Genomic DNA, 16,488 nt, shown 5'->3' with positions numbered 1-16,488 from the left:
CGCAATAACTTCAGGCACTTATCTTCGCTGTCGGTTGAAATTACGCATGCGCCTGAAGCTGCTGACCAATCTCAATACCCTCCTGCTGGTGGCAGTATGCCTGGCCCTTGGGGCGACGCTGTGGTGGTCGCAACGAGCGCTTGAGCGGCCCTATTTGCTGATGGAACGCTACCTGAGCCTGTCGCAGACCTTCCAGAACCAGGCCGCGCGCAATATCGACGACTACCTGGCCAGTGGCGATGCCCTGCGCTTGAGCAGCGCCAGCCAGAGCCTGGAAAACCTGCTGAAACACCTGGACGAACTGCCGACGGCACTGGCGCAAAACCTGCGGCCCAGCCTGGTGGAACTGGATGCCTTCAGCAAAACCGACCTGCTCGCCGCTGGCAAACTGGCCGGCGACCCACAAGCCCTGTTGCTGCAAGCCGAGCGCGAACTGGGCGCAAACCTGGAGCAGTTGAGCCGGTACGCCATCGGCGTCAACACGCCGGACGCCGCGCGCTACTTGCCGCCGCTTTTAGCCGCCGCCCAACACCTGGGCAAGCTGTCCCTGGCCCGCGACAAGCTGGTGAGCAGCGGTCGCGCGGAGCTGGCCGATGATGTGGAGCGTGAAGTCGGCAATATCCGCAGCCAGGCAGACCTGCTGGAGCAATTGCCATTGCTTGGCGTCAAGGCCAGCACCGAGTCCAACACCGATGACTTTTCCGCGTTGATGGGCCTGGAAAACAGCGAAAAAACCGAAGCCCAGGACACGGGCGTCGACCTCAAGCGCGAACTCAACAGCCTGCTGACCCGCTACCCCGCCGAACTCAAGCGCACCCGCGAGCAGATCCAGCAACGCACCGCCCTGGCCGCCAGCACCCACCTGAAAATCACCGCCGTGCAGCAGGCCATCGCCAGCCTGGAACCGGTGGTGCGCGCGCAGCATGCGCAGATCCAGGGCGAAGTGCGCCTGATGCAAGGGGTGATGATTGGCCTGATCCTGTTGATCGCGCTGCTGATCGACACCCTCCAACGGCGCTTGGCAAGGGTGCTGACCAACCTGGCACCGGCCTTGTCGACATGGGCCGAAGGTGACTTCAGCCAGCCAATTGCCCTGGGCAAGACCAACCGCGAACTGCGCGATATCGAGGCGTCCTTGAACCGGCTGCGCGCCTATCTGGTGGACCTGGTGGGCACCATTCGCGGCAATGCCGAAGAAGTGGCCGGCAGCAGCCGGGCCCTGGCCGAGTTGAGCAGCGGCCTGCACGATGGCGCCGAACGCCAGGCCGGGGATACCGCGCAGATCCGCGATTCCCTGGGCGAACTGGAAGCGACCATCCAGCAGGTGGCCGGCGATGCCAGCCAGGCTGCCGGCGCCAGCCGCAGCGCGGGCCAGGCGGTCGAGCAAGGCCAGCGGGTGATCGGCCTGAGCCTGACCGGACTGCATGCGCTGGTAGGCGAAGTGCAGCAAAACGCACAGATGATCGAAAAACTCGCCGAAGAGTCCGCGACTATCGGTGGGGTGCTGACAGTGATCCGTTCGATTGCCGACCAGACCAACCTGCTGGCACTCAACGCCGCCATCGAAGCCGCACGTGCCGGTGAGGCCGGGCGCGGTTTTGCCGTGGTCGCCGACGAAGTACGCACCCTGGCCCAACGTACCGCTGGCGCCACCGCCGAAATCCAGGGCTTGATCACCGGCCTGCAAACCGCGGCCCACCAATCGGTGCAGGGCATGCGCGCCCAGGTCGAACACGCCGAGGCCACCGCCCAGCAAGCCCAGGCAGCGGACGGCGCCCTGGATGAAATCGTCAGCGCGATCCAGACCATCTCCGACACCGCCGTGCGCATCGCCGATGTGACCGCGCAGCAGAGTGGCGCGGTGAGTGAGATTCGCGATAACAGCGAGCGGATTCACCAACTGGGTGAGGATAATTTGCTGCGCATCGGCCAGGGACGTAGCCAGGGTGAGCACCTGCTGGTGCTGGGTGGGCAGCTCAATACCGCCGTCCAGGCGTTCCGCGTCTGACCTGCCCCATGAAGATCCAAAATCATATGAAGATCAAATGTGGGAGGGGGCAAGCCCCCTCCCACATTTGATCGCTACTGATCGCTACAGGTTTCAGGACGGTATTACCCATGACCGGATCCCAGGCCTCAGTCATAAATTTTGCGCTATCCTCGCTAATCGTGCCGCCTACTGCATAGAACTGGACAGTCACAAAGGCTTTGCGGCATAGTCGCCGGGTTCTGCCGTACCCACATCAATAACAAGGAACAGCCGATGGCGACCTTACTGGTTCTTCACGGACCCAACCTGAACCTGCTCGGCACCCGTGAACCGGGCGTCTACGGGGCAGTGACCCTCGATCAGATCAACCTCGATCTGGAACGACGGGCCCGTGATGCCGGCCACCATTTGCTCTACCTGCAAAGCAATGCCGAGTACGAATTGATTGATCGCATCCATGCCGCGCGCGGCGAAGGCGTGGACTTTATCCTGATCAATCCCGCCGCTTTTACGCATACAAGCGTTGCATTACGTGACGCGTTGCTGGCGGTGAGCATCCCATTCATCGAAGTGCATTTGTCCAACGTGCACAAACGCGAACCTTTCCGCCATCACTCTTACTTCTCCGACGTAGCGGTAGGAGTGATCTGCGGCCTTGGCGCCAGCGGTTACCGACTGGCCCTGGAGGCCGCCCTGGAACAGCTTGAAGAACAGGCCAAGCGCCCCTGACCGACCCTTGGGAGTTGATGATTCATGGATATCCGTAAAGTTAAGAAACTGATCGAACTGCTGGAAGAATCCGGTATCGACGAGCTGGAAATCAAGGAAGGCGAAGAGTCCGTACGGATCAGCCGTCACAGCAAGACCCCGGCCCAACAGTTCTACGCACCACAAATGCAAGCACCGGCACCTGCTGCCGCGCCGGCCGCCGCACCTGCTGCTGCCGCTGCTCCAGCCGCACCGGCCGCGCCAGCGCTGAACGGCTTCGTGGTCAAGTCGCCAATGGTCGGTACGTTCTACCGCACCCCGGCACCGACCTCGCCAGCCTTCGTTGAAGTAGGCCAGACCGTGAAAGTGGGCGACACCATCTGCATCGTGGAAGCGATGAAAATGATGAACCACATCACCGCTGAAAAAGCCGGCGTCGTCGAATCCATCCTGGTAGAAAACGGTCAGCCGGTTGAGTACGACCAGCCGCTGTTCACCATCGTTTGAACCGCGGAGCGCCTTCGATGTTGAAACCTGCGAAGAAACTGCAAAAAGTCCTGATCGCCAACCGCGGCGAGATCGCGCTGCGTATCCTGCGCGCCTGTAAGGAAGAGGGCATCAAGACCGTCGCTGTTTACTCGACGGCCGATACCGAATTGATGCACGTGAAACTGGCGGACGAAAGCATCTGCATCGGCCCGCCACTGGCCACGAACTCGTACCTGAAAGTCTCGAACATCATCGCGGCCGCTGAAGTGACCGGCGCTGATGGCATCCACCCGGGCTACGGCTTCCTCGCGGAAAACGCCGATTTCGCCGAACAGGTGGAAAAATCCGGGTTTGCCTTCATCGGCCCGAAAGCCGAAACCATTCGCCTGATGGGCGACAAGGTCTCGGCCAAGGACGCCATGATCGCCGCCGGCGTACCCACCGTGCCTGGCTCCGACGGCCCGCTGCCTGAAGACGAGGCAACCGCCCTGCGCATTGGTCGCGAAGTCGGTTACCCGGTGATCATCAAGGCCGCCGGTGGCGGTGGTGGTCGCGGCATGCGCGTGGTGCACAAGGAAGAAGAACTGATCGAAGCGGCCAAGCAGACCCGCTCGGAAGCTGCCGCCTGGTTCGGCAACCCGATGGTCTACCTGGAAAAGTACCTGACCAACCCACGTCACGTGGAAGTGCAGGTTCTGTCTGACGGCCAGGGCCACGCCATCCACCTGGGTGATCGCGACTGCTCGCTGCAACGTCGTCACCAGAAGGTACTGGAAGAAGCACCAGCACCGGGCCTGGACGAGAAAGCCCGCCAGGAAGTCCTGGCGCGCTGTGTCAAGGCGTGCATCGACATCAACTACCGTGGCGCCGGTACCTTCGAGTTCCTCTACGAGAACGGTCGCTTCTACTTCATCGAGATGAACACTCGCGTGCAGGTAGAGCACCCGGTTTCGGAGATGGTCACCGGTATCGACATCGTCAAGGAGATGCTGAGCATCGCCGCCGGCAACGTGTTGTCCTTCACCCAGGACGACGTGAAGATCCACGGCCACTCCCTGGAGTGCCGGATCAACGCCGAAGACCCGAAGACCTTTATCCCGAGCCCAGGCCTGGTCAAGCACTTCCATGCCCCAGGCGGCAACGGCGTTCGCGTCGATTCGCACCTGTACAGCGGCTACAAGGTCCCGTCCAACTACGACTCGTTGATCGGCAAGCTGATCACCTGGGGCGCCACCCGCGACGAGGCCATGGCCCGTATGCGCAACGCCCTGGACGAAATCGTGGTCGACGGCATCAAGACCAACATCCCGCTGCATCGGGACCTGGTTCGCGATGAAGGCTTCTGCGAAGGTGGTGTGAACATTCACTACCTGGAACACAAGCTGGCCAACCAGTAAGTGTTCCACCCAACAAAGCCGCCTTCGGGCGGCTTTGTTGTTTGTGGGCCCTCTACTTTGAAGATGTACACAGTCCAAATGTGGGAGGGGGCACCCCGATAGCGGTGGATCAGTGACAGATACTGAGACTGACACACTGCATCGGGGGCAAGCCCCCTCCCACATTTGACCGGCGTGCAGTCAGTAGTGTCGTCTTCTGCTGTTCGCTGGCGTAAACTTGCGCGCTTTCGCGACCTCGCTCGTCGCACACTCATTTTTATTCAAAGGTGCCCGCCATGCCTTGGCTGCAAGTCCGCCTCGCCATCAGCCCAGAACAAGCCGAAACCTACGAAGACGCTTTCCTCGAAGTGGGCGCGGTGTCGGTGACGTTCATGGACGCCGAAGACCAACCGATCTTCGAGCCGGAACTCAATACCACCCCGCTGTGGTCCCACACCCATCTGCTCGCCCTGTTCGAAGACGGCACCGATGCCGCCGCCGTCCTCGCCCATATGGAACTGCTCACCGGTGGCCCGCTGCCAGAGCACCACAGTGAAGTGATCGAAGACCAGGACTGGGAACGCAGCTGGATGGACAACTTCCAGCCAATGCGTTTCGGCCAGCGCCTGTGGATCGTGCCAAGCTGGCATGCCGCCCCTGAGCCGGATGCAGTCAACCTGCTGCTCGACCCGGGCCTGGCTTTCGGTACCGGCACCCACCCGACCACGGCCCTGTGCCTGGAATGGCTGGACGGCCAGGACCTGACCGACAGCCACGTGCTGGACTTCGGCTGCGGCTCGGGGATCCTGGCGATTGCCGCCCTGCTGCTGGGCGCCAAGGAAGCCGTGGGCACCGACATCGACGTGCAAGCCCTGGAAGCCTCCCGCGACAACGCCGGGCGCAACAACATCCCTGAAGGCAAATTCCCACTGTACCTGCCGGAGCACTTGCCCCAGGTGCAAGCCGATGTGCTGGTGGCCAACATCCTCGCCGGCCCGCTGGTCTCCCTGGCGCCGCAGCTGTCGAGCCTGGTCAAGCCGGGTGGCCGCCTGGCGCTGTCGGGCATCCTTGCCGAGCAAGGCGAAGACGTTGCCGCCGCGTACGCGAAGGATTTCGAGCTGGATCCGATCGCCAACCGCGATGGCTGGGTACGCATCAGCGGGCGTCGGCGCTAGAATGAGCGCTTGCCTGAATCGGATGGCCGCATGACCGACAGTTTCGTCACCCAATGTCCGCATTGCCAAACGCGCTTTCGCGTCAACCACGCTCAATTGAGCGTGGCCCGCGGCGTAGTGCGCTGCGGCTCGTGCCTGCAAGTGTTCAACGCCGCTCGCCAGTTACTCGAGCAGCGCGCCCACGCGCCCGCCACCGCTGTGGAACCACCGGCGGCCCTTGAGCCAGCCCCGCAGGCAGCGCCCGAGACAACACGGGCAATCAGCCAGAAGCAGTGGACAGCCGAAGAGCTGGACCTGGATAACCTGGACCTGGACGAAGAACTGGCCAAGCTGGAACGCCGCGAGATTCAGCACACCCAGCCGGTGGGTGCGGAGCGTCGCCAACCCGGCTCCGACCGCCGGCAAAAAGAAGAGCCCCTCAGCGCCAGCCGCGATACCGTCAAGGCCGAGGAAGAAAAGTGGGCCGCCAGCCTGTTCAGCGAGCCGCCTGAAGAGCGCACCCAAGCCGCTGAAGACGAGCCTGAGCCAACCAAGGCAACGGCGCCCCGACAGCGCACGGAACCGTCCATGTCATTCAGCATGGACGATATCGATGACGAACCACCGCTGCATGCCACCCATGACGCGGCTGAACTCGACCCGCCCGTCACCCCCATTACCGACGAAGCAGACACGGCAGCCCCCGAAGAACGCCCCCTGCCCCGCCGCAAACGCCCGCGCGCCGAGACCGGTGCCCACGACGATGTCCTCCAGGACCTGGAAGACGACCCGCTGCACCTCTACGCGCAGAAACGCCCGTCGGGTTGGGGCCGTCGCCTGATCTGGCTGTTGCTGGTGCTGATCGCCGCCGCCGGCCTTGCCGGCCAGTACATCGCCTACCAATTCGACGACCTGGCCCGCCAGGACGCCTACCGCCCATGGTTCCAGCAGTTATGCCCGACATTGGGCTGCACCGTGCCGTCGCGCGTCGATATCGCCCATATCAAGAGCAGCAACCTGGTGGTACGCAGCCATCCGGACTTCGCCGGGGCGCTGGTGGTGGACGCGATCATCTATAACCGCGCGACGTTTTCCCAGCCATTCCCGCTGCTGGAACTGCGCTTTGCCGATTTGAACGGCGGCCTGATCGCCAGTCGTCGCTTCAAGCCCGCCGAATACCTGAGTGGCGAGCTGGCCGGGGTGAGCGAAATGCCCTCCCAGACGCCGATCCATATCTCCCTGGACATCCTCGATCCGGGCAACAAAGCCGTGAATTACAGCCTGAGCTTCCACTCGCCCGAGTGAATCGGTTCACGCAGCGAAGCTTTACGACAGATTCCAGACTGAGTCACCGGCGACCAAACCGGTGGCGATAAAGAAATAACTGTTCAGATTTTATCCAATTCAGCCTTTATCCAGTCATCGAGAGCGGGTATCATGCCAACCCTTTTTCGAACTCTAATGATCCGGCCCCACAACAGGGAAGTCCTATGTCGGCGGTACGCATCGGCCCATACACATTGCAGAATGGCTTGATTCTCGCCCCCATGGCGGGCGTCACCGACCAGCCCTTTCGTCAGCTGTGCAAGCGTTTGGGCGCGGGTCTAGTAGTCTCGGAAATGGTCACCAGCGACATGAGCTTGTGGAACACCCGCAAATCGCGGATGCGCATGATCCACGAAGGTGATCCCGAGCCCCGCTCGGTACAGATCGCCGGTGGAGATGCACAGATGCTGGCGGATGCGGCCCGAGCCAACGTGGAGCTGGGTGCGCAGATCATTGATATCAACATGGGCTGCCCGGCCAAGAAGGTTTGCAACAAGGCCGCCGGTTCCGCGTTGTTGAAGGACGAGCAGTTGGTCACCGAGATCCTGCAGGCCGTTGTCGCCGCAGTGGATGTGCCGGTGACCCTGAAGATTCGTACCGGCTGGGACCGGGACAACAAGAATGGCCTGACGGTGGCGAAGATCGCCGAACAGGCGGGTATTACAGCGCTGGCGGTACATGGCCGCACCCGCGCCGATCTGTACACCGGTGAAGCCGAGTACGACACCATTGCCTCGATCAAGCAGGCGGTGTCAATGCCGGTGTTTGCCAATGGCGATATCGATTCAGCCGAGAAAGCCCGGCGCGTGCTGCACGCAACCGGTGCCGATGGCCTGTTGATTGGCCGGGCCGCCCAGGGGCGACCGTGGATTTTTCGTGAGATCGAGCATTTTCTGCGTACGGGCGAAACCCTGCCGGCACCGGAGTTGATCGAGGTGGAACGTATTCTGCTAGAGCATCTGGCCGCCCTGCACGCCTTCTATGGAGACGTGATGGGAGTACGCATTGCTCGCAAGCATGTCGGCTGGTATCTCGCAACCCTGCCGGGCGCCAGGGAGTTCCGCGCCCACTTCAATCGTTTGGATGATACGGAAGCACAGTGCGCCAACGTTCGTGAGTTCTTCAGCGAACGTTACAAGAGCCTGGGGACAGGGGACGGAAAGGGGGTGGCCGCATGACGATGATGACCGAGACTTTAGTGAGTGGAACAACACCCGTGAGCGACAACGTCAATTTGAAACAGCACCTCAACACGCCGAGCGAAGAAGGCCAGACCCTTCGCGGGAGTGTCGAGAAGGCGCTGCACAATTATTTCGCCCACCTTGAGGGCGCTTCCGTCACGGACGTGTACAACCTGGTGCTCTCCGAAGTCGAGGCACCCTTGCTCGAAAGCGTGATGAACTACGTCAAGGGCAACCAGACCAAAGCCAGTGAGCTGCTGGGCCTCAACCGTGGCACCTTGCGCAAAAAGCTCAAACAATACGATTTGCTGTAAGCATTCAATCCAACCAGAAAGGCGCCCGCGTAAAACCGGTCGCCTTTTTTGCTGACTCCTTTGCTTTTGATGGAAATTGAAATGACCGACCAGACTACCCGCCTGCCGATCCGCCGCGCCTTGATCAGTGTTTCCGACAAGACCGGGATCCTCGAATTTGCCCGGGGGCTGGAAGCCCTGGGCGTGGAAATCCTCTCCACGGGCGGGACCTTCAAACTGCTGCAGGACAACGGCGTGGCCGCAGTAGAAGTCGCGGACTACACCGGTTTCGCAGAAATGATGGACGGTCGGGTCAAGACCCTGCACCCGAAAATCCATGGCGGCATCCTCGGCCGTCGCGGCGTCGACGACGCGATCATGAACGAACACGGCATCAAGCCGATCGACCTGGTGGCCGTCAACCTCTACCCGTTCGAAGCCACCATCAACAAGCCAGGCTGCGACCTGCCGACCGCCATCGAGAACATCGACATCGGCGGCCCGACCATGGTGCGCTCGGCGGCCAAGAACCACAAAGACGTGGCGATCGTGGTCAACGCCAGCGACTACGCCCAAGTGCTGGAAAGCCTGAAGGCCGGTGGCCTGACCTACGCCCAGCGTTTCGACCTGATGCTCAAGGCGTTCGAACACACTGCCGCCTACGACGGCATGATCGCCAACTACATGGGCACCGTGAACCAGGCCGCCGAAACCCTGAGCACTGAAGGCCGCAGCCAGTTCCCGCGCACCTTCAACAGCCAGTTCATCAAGGCCCAGGAAATGCGCTACGGCGAGAACCCGCACCAGAGCGCGGCGTTCTACGTGGAAGCCAAACCGGCCGAAGTGGGCATCGCCACCGCGACCCAGCTGCAAGGCAAAGAGCTGTCCTACAACAACGTGGCCGATACCGACGCCGCGCTGGAATGCGTGAAGAGCTTCGTCAAGCCCGCCTGCGTGATCGTCAAGCACGCCAACCCATGCGGCGTGGCCGTCAGCCCCGACGCTGAAGGCGGCATCCGCCAGGCCTACGAACTGGCCTACGCCACCGACACCGAGTCGGCCTTCGGCGGCATCATCGCCTTCAACCGTGAACTGGACGCCGAGACCGCCAAGGCCATCGTCGAGCGTCAGTTCGTCGAAGTGATCATCGCGCCCTCCGTCAGCGAAGAAGCCCGCGCCATTGTTGCCGCGAAAGCCAACGTGCGCCTGCTGGCCTGCGGCGAGTGGTCGGCCGAACGCGCCGCCGCCTGGGACTACAAGCGCGTCAATGGCGGCTTGCTGGTCCAGAGCCGCGACATTGGCATGATCAGCAGCGCCGACCTGAAGGTAGTGACCAAGCGCGCGCCGACCGAGCAGGAAATCAACGACCTGATCTTCGCCTGGAAAGTGGCCAAGTATGTGAAGTCCAACGCCATCGTCTACGCCAAGAACCGCCAGACCATCGGTGTCGGCGCCGGCCAGATGAGCCGCGTGAACTCGGCGCGTATCGCCGCGATCAAGGCCGAACACGCCGGGTTGCAGGTCGCCGGTTCAGTGATGGCTTCCGATGCGTTCTTCCCGTTCCGCGACGGTCTGGACAATGCCGCGAAAGCTGGCGTGACTGCCGTGATCCAACCGGGCGGCTCGATGCGTGACGCCGAAGTGATCGCCGCCGCTGATGAAGCCGGCATCGCCATGGTCTTCACCGGCATGCGCCACTTCCGTCACTAAACACCACTGCTTTCCTACTGTAGGAGCGAGCTTGCTCGCGAAAAGCCCGAAAACGCCACGGGGAGCCAGATGCCCCCCGTCATCGTTGACGATCTTCGCGAGCAAGCTCGCTCCTACGGGAAGCACAGCGTTTCACAGAGGTTTTTGACATGAATGTTTTGATCATTGGCAGCGGTGGCCGTGAACACGCCCTGGCCTGGAAAGTTGCCCAGGACCCACGCGTCCAGAAAGTCTTCGTCGCCCCCGGCAACGCCGGTACCGCCATCGAAGCCAAGTGCGAAAACGTCGCCATCGACGTACTGGCCCTGGAACAACTGGCCGACTTCGCCGAGAAAAACGTCTCCCTGACCATCGTCGGTCCGGAAGTACCATTGGTTGCCGGTGTCGTGGACCTGTTCCGCAGCCGCGGCCTGGATTGCTTCGGCCCAACCGCTGGCGCGGCCCAGCTGGAAGGCTCGAAAGCCTTCACCAAGGATTTCCTGGCGCGCCACAAGATCCCGACCGCCGACTACCAGAACTTCACCGAGATCGAGCCGGCCCTGGCCTACCTGCGTGAAAAAGGCGCACCGATCGTGATCAAGGCCGACGGCCTGGCCGCCGGTAAAGGCGTGATCGTCGCCATGACCTTGCAGGAAGCCGAAGACGCGGTGCGCGACATGCTCGCCGGCAACGCGTTTGGTGATGCCGGTTCGCGCGTGGTCATCGAGGAGTTCCTCGACGGCGAAGAAGCCAGCTTTATCGTGATGGTCGACGGCAAGAACGTACTGCCGATGGCCACCAGCCAGGACCACAAGCGCGTCGGCGACGGCGACAGCGGCCCGAACACCGGCGGCATGGGTGCCTACTCCCCGGCCCCGGTGGTGACCGCCGAGGTGCACCAGCGCGTCATGGACCTGGTGATCTGGCCAACCGTGCGCGGCATGGCCGACGAAGGCAACGTGTACACCGGCTTCCTGTACGCCGGCCTGATGATCGACAAGGCCGGCAACCCGAAAGTCATCGAGTTCAACTGCCGCTTCGGTGACCCGGAAACCCAACCCGTGATGTTGCGCCTGCAATCGAGCCTGGTGCTGCTGGTGGAAGCCGCCCTCGCCCAGGCGCTGGACAAGGTTGAAGCACAGTGGGATCCACGCCCGAGCGTCGGCATCGTGCTGGCAGCCGGCGGCTACCCTGCCGACTACGCCAAAGGCGATGTGATTGAAGGCCTGGACGCGGCTGCTACGCTGGAAGGCAAGGTGTTCCATGCGGGCACCGCGCTCAAGGATGGCAAGGTTGTCACCGCGGGTGGCCGTGTGTTGTGCGCTACCGCGATGGGTGCCAGTGTCGACGCTGCGCAGCAACAGGCTTACAAGCTGGCGGCGAAGATCGACTGGAAAGGCTGTTTCTACCGCACGGACATCGGTTATCGCGCCATTGCACGCGAACGTGGCGAAAGCCAGTAACACTAGCTATCCGTTCGGTTAGGCAAGGGCCTCTGGCCCTTGCCGTATACAGGCCTCCCCGCGCATAGTTAACCGTGCATCAACCTACGAAGGGATTTCGCCGTGCGCTGGCTCAGGATCGCCATAGGTTTTACTGTCAGTCTGCTGACACTGCTCTGCTTGTTCCCGGCCCAGGCCGCCGCGCAAGGCAGTGGCTGGGCGGTATTGCTTGATGAACAGGCCGACCTGCAACTGAGCGACATCCGTTCCTCGCGCTACACCAATCAATTCAGCCCCATCGAACTGGACCGGATTACCGCCGCCGCGCCGGACGGTGCGTTGTGGGTACGTTTCAAGCTGCAGCCCGGCAAGCACGAGCAAGTGCTGCGCATATTCGCCCCGGACGTCTCACACCTGAGCCTCTATGTGCTGGACGGCGACACCCTGATCGAACAACAGAGCACCGGCACCCGCCAGCCCCAGGCGGAACGCCCGTTGCCCAGCAGCGATTTCATGCTGCCGATGCCCCAGAGCCAAAAGCCCCTCGAGGTGTACCTGCGCCTGGTCTCGGAACACGAACTGCGCCCCTACATCACCCTGGAGCCGGCCGTCCTGGCCGCCGCCGACCAGAACCAGACGCTGATCTATGGCCTGCTGTTCGGCTGCCTGTTGATGTTGATCCTGCACAACCTCACACGTTTCGCCTACCACCGCTCGCGCAGCAGCCTGTGGCTGGCGGCGTGCGAAGGCCTGTTGATGCTCAGCCTGGCGCTGCTACTCAACCTGGTGGGGCCATGGCTGCCCGACTGGCACGCGATCCAGACGCCAGGCGCCTACCTCGCCCTTCTGCTGACTGCACCCTGCGGGCTGATGTTTGCCTACCGCTTCTTCATGCCCCTGGGCCCGCACCCGCTGAACAAGCTGCTGATGGCCGACATCCTGCTGATCGTGCTGTGTGGCCTGTTGCTGTTGTTCGTCAATACCCTGCCGCTGAACATCATCACCTACGTCCTGGTAGCGCTGGCGGGCCTGAGCATGCTGTTTGTCTCGGCCTACCACTGGCAAAAAGGCTACCGCCCGGCGCGGCTGTTCGTGGCGGCGATGGTCGTATTCAACATCGGCACGTTGATCATCCTGCCCGCCCTGCTCGGTCTGACACTGGTAGCACCCCAAGGCCTGATCATCACCTTGCTCGGGTTTGTCTGCCTCAGCGGCCTGCTGATGAGCCTGGCCCTGGGCGAGCGCCAGCGCGCGATTGTCGAAAAACGCTTCAGTGTCAGCCGCGACCTGGCCGCCAGCAATGCCGAAATCGCCGCCAAGGCCGAGTTCCTGGCGAAAATCAGCCACGAAATCCGTACCCCCATGAACGGCGTGCTGGGCATGACCGAACTGCTGTTGGGCACGCCTTTGTCGGTGAAGCAGCGCGACTATGTGCAGACCATTCACAGCGCCGGTAATGAACTGCTCACGCTGATCAACGAGATTCTCGATATCTCCAAGCTCGAATCCGGGCAAATCGAACTGGACGATGTGCAGTTCGACCTGAATGCCCTGATCGAAGACTGCCTGAGCATCTTCCGCGCCAAGGCCGAGCAGCAGAACGTCGAGCTGATCAGTTTTATCCAGCCCCAGGTGCCGCGCGTGATCAGCGGCGACCCGACACGCCTGCGCCAGGCGATGCTGAGCCTGCTGGAAAACGCCCTGCAGAAAACCGACGAAGGTGAAGTGCTGATCGTCGTGGCACTGGACGAACGCAGCACCAAGCCGCGCCTGCGCATTGCCGTACAAGACAGCGGCCTGCCGATGGAAGCCGCCGAGCGCGACGCGTTGCTGCACAGTGAGTTGCACAGCAAGAACTTCCTGTCGGAGACGCGCTTGACCGGCCACCTGGGCCTGGTGATCGCACGCCAACTGATCCTGTTGATGAATGGCGAATTTGGTATCAAGAGTGGCGCGCAACAGGGCAGCACCCTGTGGCTGACCCTGCCGCTGGACCCGGAACGCCTGGAGCACCCGACCTCCGACCTCGATGGCCCGCTCAAGGGCGCGCGGGTACTGGTGGTGGACGACAACGACACCTGCCGCAAAGTGCTCGTGCAGCAATGCACCGCCTGGGGCCTCAATGTCAGCGCCGTGCCGTCGGGCAAGGAAGCCCTGGCGCTGCTGCGCACCAAGGCGCACCTGCGTGATTACTTCGATGTGGTGCTGCTCGACCAGAACATGCCGGGCATGACCGGCATGCAACTGGCGGCGAAAATCAAGGAAGACCCGAGCCTGAACCACGACATCCTGCTGATCATGCTCACCGGCATCAGCAACGCGCCGAGCAAGATCATTGCGCGCAATTGCGGAATCAAGCGCATCCTCGCCAAGCCGGTGGCCGGCTATACCCTCAAGACCACCCTGGCCGACGAGCTGACCCAGCGCAGCAAAGGCAATGTACAGCCCCGCGCGCCCCTGAGCGTGCCAGCGCCTGTCATCGTGCCCAGTGATTTCCGCATCCTGGTCGCTGAAGACAACAGCATCTCCACCAAAGTGATCCGCGGCATGCTGGGCAAGCTCAACCTCAACCCGGACACCGCCAGCAATGGCGAAGAAGCCCTGGAAGCGATGAAAGCCCAGCGCTACGACCTGGTATTGATGGACTGTGAAATGCCGATCCTCGACGGCTTCTCGGCGACCCAGCAATTGCGTGCGTGGGAGGTCAGCCACCAACGCATCCGCACGCCGATCGTCGCCCTCACGGCGCACATCCTCTCGGAACATAAAGAACGCGCACGCCAGGCCGGAATGGACGGGCATATGGCCAAGCCGGTAGAGCTGTCACAACTGCGCGAATTGGTGGAGTTCTGGGTGGCGCAGCGTCAACAACGCCCGGAACACGCCCCGTCCTGAACGCAGAACACCCGGCAGATAGAACTGTTGTGGCAAGCCCGCTTGTTGTGGCGAGCGGGCTTGCCCTAATGCCGTTCAGTTAAGGCTTTTTTGTAGGAGCGAGCTTGCTCGCGAAGAACTCACAGGCGCCGCGTTCACTCAGGAAACACGCGTTATCGTTGACGTTTTTCGCGAGCAAGCTCGCTCCTACAGAAGGCGATGTACGCTTAACTGAACGGCATTAGGGCTTGCCCCGCGTTGGGCTGCGCAGCAGCCCCAGTAAAAAAAGAACGCGGTGTATCAGACACTCTGTAGAGGCTGGGCTTGGGGCCGCTTCGCAGCCCAACGCGGGGCAAGCCCGCTCGCCACAGGGGGGATTTGTCTGGGGCTGAAAAGTGGGGCAGATACCCATGGTCATCGGGGCACGCGCCCTCCCACATTTGATCTCTGACGCCTGATAGACTCTCCACACTTTCCCCGCCCACGAGCCGCTCCCATGCTCCACGTGCTATTCAGCGTTTACCTGAAGATGCTGGTGCTCTACAGCCCGTTCTTCGTACTGTCCTGCTTTATCAGCCTGACCCGTGGCTACTCCAGCAAGGAGCGGCGGCGCCTGGCCTGGAAAGTGGCGCTGGCGACCCTGATCTCAAGCGTGTTGCTCTACCTGTTCGGCCGGGTGATTTTCAGTGTATTCGGCATCACCGTGGATGCGTTCCGCATCGGCGCCGGCAGTGTGCTGTTTATCTCCGCCCTGGGGATGGCCCAGGGCAAGTCGGCGGTACAGACCGACAACGTGCAACAGGACGTCACCATTGTGCCGCTGACGATCCCGCTCACGGTCGGCCCCGGCACTATCGGTGCGCTGCTGGTGATGGGCGTCAGCCAGCCCCATTGGGATGACAAGATCTCCGCCATCCTCAGCATCGCCCTGGCCAGCCTCACAGTGGGCGTGGTGCTGTACCTGTCCAACCGTATCGAACGCATTCTCGGCGACCAGGGCTTACAGATTGTCAGCCGGTTGATGGGGTTGTTCGTGTGCGCCCTCGCTGCGCAAATCATCTTTACCGGCGTGCGCGGTTACCTGGTGCCCTAGATCCGGTACTTGGCGATTGCCAGCTGGACCTTGTCGCCCGCACTCTCACGCATCAATTGGATGGTTTTTTCGTTGACCACCGAGGTATTCAGCACCAGGCAGGTTTGCCCGCTGAAAGCCTCGAACGACGAGCTGTCCCACTCCAGAAACGGCAAGCCCACCTGCTTGCTCACGCCCTGGCTGCTGTAGGTCACCAGTACCATCATCACTTCGCCGTCGCGCTCGGCGCAGGATGCCAGGCCGAAATCACCGCCCTGGCGTACGGTGCTGTTGCGCTTGAACAGCTCGAAAGAAGCCGGCTGTTGCTTCAAGGCTTCCAACGCATCGGCCGCCAACTTCGGCAGCGCCTCCAGCCAGGGTCCGCTCAGGGATGTCGACGCCAGCATGGCAGCAATGATATTCAACGCCGCCAGTTGCACCGTCAGGCCCTTGCCAGAGCCTGAGACCCGCTCGAAGCGACTGCGCACCGGCAGCCAGCCCAGGCTGACCATGACCTTGATGAATTCGTCGTACCACTGTTCCGTACCCCGGTGGACCTTCAACACATCGCTCACGTAGCTGCTGGCCAGCAGATAGCTTTTGCGAATGTACTCGCGGTTCAGGCCGCTCAGGCCGTCGGCAAATGAAATCACGCCGTTGTTCACCACCGCCGCATTGCAGTCATCCTCGACGTCGATCTTGACCGGCTGCGCCCCAGGCGCCCCAGGCAGTTTGTACGCGGCGATCAACTTGCGCCGTTTGGTGTGATTGATCCTTCTGTGATGTCGCTCCATTTTCCAGTTCTCCACAAGCACCCCACATAGGGCGTGTGACCACACTAGTCCAGGGGCTGGCGGGTTTTCCAGACGACAAACATCGCTTGCGAACACACCG

The 16,488-nt window shown here is 62.0% G+C and carries 13 protein-coding genes and 1 pseudogene; 12 read left to right on the top strand and 2 right to left on the bottom strand.

Annotation, left to right across the window (positions count from 1 at the left end):
• Nucleotides 1–46: 46 nt before the first annotated feature.
• From P2T68_RS04595 to purH, 9 genes are all read left to right on the top strand, one after another.
• Nucleotides 47–2,008 (top strand): methyl-accepting chemotaxis protein, encoded by a 1,962-nt coding sequence (locus P2T68_RS04595; protein WP_277379100.1) that lies wholly within the window; start codon nt 47–49, stop codon nt 2,006–2,008.
• A gap of 255 nt (nt 2,009–2,263) precedes the next feature.
• Complete coding sequence (gene aroQ / locus P2T68_RS04590) at nt 2,264–2,719, top strand: type II 3-dehydroquinate dehydratase (protein WP_024073171.1); 456 nt, start codon at nt 2,264–2,266, stop codon at nt 2,717–2,719.
• A 24-nt stretch (nt 2,720–2,743) separates the two neighbouring features.
• Complete coding sequence (accB, locus tag P2T68_RS04585; RefSeq protein ID WP_024073170.1) at nt 2,744–3,205, top strand: acetyl-CoA carboxylase biotin carboxyl carrier protein; 462 nt, start codon at nt 2,744–2,746, stop codon at nt 3,203–3,205.
• Between the two features lie 17 nt (nt 3,206–3,222).
• Nucleotides 3,223–4,584, top strand: a complete 1,362-nt coding sequence (accC, locus tag P2T68_RS04580; protein WP_024073169.1) for an acetyl-CoA carboxylase biotin carboxylase subunit — start codon at nt 3,223–3,225, stop codon at nt 4,582–4,584.
• A gap of 275 nt (nt 4,585–4,859) precedes the next feature.
• The gene (gene prmA / locus P2T68_RS04575; RefSeq protein WP_024073168.1) at nt 4,860–5,738 is read left to right on the top strand and encodes a 50S ribosomal protein L11 methyltransferase; all 879 of its coding nucleotides are present in this window, start codon (nt 4,860–4,862) and stop codon (nt 5,736–5,738) included.
• Between the two features lie 30 nt (nt 5,739–5,768).
• Nucleotides 5,769–7,022: a DUF3426 domain-containing protein gene (locus tag P2T68_RS04570; RefSeq protein ID WP_277379099.1), complete on the top strand. Its 1,254-nt coding sequence runs from the start codon at nt 5,769–5,771 to the stop codon at nt 7,020–7,022.
• Between the two features lie 185 nt (nt 7,023–7,207).
• Nucleotides 7,208–8,221 (top strand): tRNA dihydrouridine synthase DusB, encoded by a 1,014-nt coding sequence (gene dusB, locus P2T68_RS04565; RefSeq protein ID WP_277379098.1) that lies wholly within the window; start codon nt 7,208–7,210, stop codon nt 8,219–8,221.
• Nucleotides 8,218–8,538 carry a DNA-binding transcriptional regulator Fis gene (gene fis, locus P2T68_RS04560; protein ID WP_002555375.1) on the top strand — a complete coding sequence of 107 codons (321 nt, stop codon included), beginning with the start codon at nt 8,218–8,220 and terminating at the stop codon, nt 8,536–8,538. The genes dusB and fis overlap by 4 nt, the downstream gene beginning before the upstream one ends.
• A gap of 81 nt (nt 8,539–8,619) precedes the next feature.
• Nucleotides 8,620–10,227: a bifunctional phosphoribosylaminoimidazolecarboxamide formyltransferase/IMP cyclohydrolase gene (purH, locus tag P2T68_RS04555; protein WP_024073165.1), complete on the top strand. Its 1,608-nt coding sequence runs from the start codon at nt 8,620–8,622 to the stop codon at nt 10,225–10,227.
• A 15-nt stretch (nt 10,228–10,242) separates the two neighbouring features.
• On the opposite strand, the pseudogene P2T68_RS04550 reads toward purH, so the two are convergent.
• A pseudogene (locus P2T68_RS04550) lies at nt 10,243–10,353 on the bottom strand (outer membrane lipoprotein carrier protein LolA); the annotation flags it as partial.
• Between the two features lie 23 nt (nt 10,354–10,376).
• Here P2T68_RS04550 and purD point away from each other — a divergent pair.
• From purD to P2T68_RS04535, 3 genes are all read left to right on the top strand, one after another.
• Nucleotides 10,377–11,669, top strand: a complete 1,293-nt coding sequence (gene purD, locus P2T68_RS04545; RefSeq protein ID WP_168232257.1) for a phosphoribosylamine--glycine ligase — start codon at nt 10,377–10,379, stop codon at nt 11,667–11,669.
• A 102-nt stretch (nt 11,670–11,771) separates the two neighbouring features.
• The gene (locus P2T68_RS04540) at nt 11,772–14,543 is read left to right on the top strand and encodes a hybrid sensor histidine kinase/response regulator (RefSeq protein ID WP_277379097.1); all 2,772 of its coding nucleotides are present in this window, start codon (nt 11,772–11,774) and stop codon (nt 14,541–14,543) included.
• A 475-nt stretch (nt 14,544–15,018) separates the two neighbouring features.
• Entirely contained in the window at nt 15,019–15,615 is a 597-nt protein-coding gene (locus P2T68_RS04535; protein ID WP_024073162.1) for a MarC family protein, read from the top strand.
• On the opposite strand, the gene P2T68_RS04530 is transcribed toward P2T68_RS04535, so the two are convergent.
• On the bottom strand, nt 15,612–16,388 hold the full coding sequence (locus P2T68_RS04530) for a hypothetical protein (protein WP_069075172.1): 777 nt from the start codon (nt 16,386–16,388) through the stop codon (nt 15,612–15,614). The two genes, P2T68_RS04535 and P2T68_RS04530, sit on opposite strands and share 4 nt — an antisense overlap.
• Nucleotides 16,389–16,488 lie beyond the last annotated feature (100 nt).

The sequence above is a fragment of the Pseudomonas sp. G11 genome, assembly GCF_029457515.1.
Taxonomy (GTDB): Bacteria; Pseudomonadota; Gammaproteobacteria; order Pseudomonadales; family Pseudomonadaceae; genus Aquipseudomonas; species Aquipseudomonas gorinensis.
This window is presented reverse-complemented; position numbering and strand designations above follow the sequence as displayed.

Coding starts and splice junctions, on each gene's coding strand:
- P2T68_RS04595 (WP_277379100.1), top strand. CDS start 47: ATGCGCCTGAAGCTGCTGACCAATCTCAATACCCTCCTGCTGGTGGCA.
- aroQ (WP_024073171.1), top strand. CDS start 2,264: ATGGCGACCTTACTGGTTCTTCACGGACCCAACCTGAACCTGCTCGGC.
- accB (WP_024073170.1), top strand. CDS start 2,744: ATGGATATCCGTAAAGTTAAGAAACTGATCGAACTGCTGGAAGAATCC.
- accC (WP_024073169.1), top strand. CDS start 3,223: ATGTTGAAACCTGCGAAGAAACTGCAAAAAGTCCTGATCGCCAACCGC.
- prmA (WP_024073168.1), top strand. CDS start 4,860: ATGCCTTGGCTGCAAGTCCGCCTCGCCATCAGCCCAGAACAAGCCGAA.
- P2T68_RS04570 (WP_277379099.1), top strand. CDS start 5,769: ATGACCGACAGTTTCGTCACCCAATGTCCGCATTGCCAAACGCGCTTT.
- dusB (WP_277379098.1), top strand. CDS start 7,208: ATGTCGGCGGTACGCATCGGCCCATACACATTGCAGAATGGCTTGATT.
- fis (WP_002555375.1), top strand. CDS start 8,218: ATGACGATGATGACCGAGACTTTAGTGAGTGGAACAACACCCGTGAGC.
- purH (WP_024073165.1), top strand. CDS start 8,620: ATGACCGACCAGACTACCCGCCTGCCGATCCGCCGCGCCTTGATCAGT.
- purD (WP_168232257.1), top strand. CDS start 10,377: ATGAATGTTTTGATCATTGGCAGCGGTGGCCGTGAACACGCCCTGGCC.
- P2T68_RS04535 (WP_024073162.1), top strand. CDS start 15,019: ATGCTCCACGTGCTATTCAGCGTTTACCTGAAGATGCTGGTGCTCTAC.
- P2T68_RS04530 (WP_069075172.1), bottom strand. CDS start 16,388: ATGGAGCGACATCACAGAAGGATCAATCACACCAAACGGCGCAAGTTG.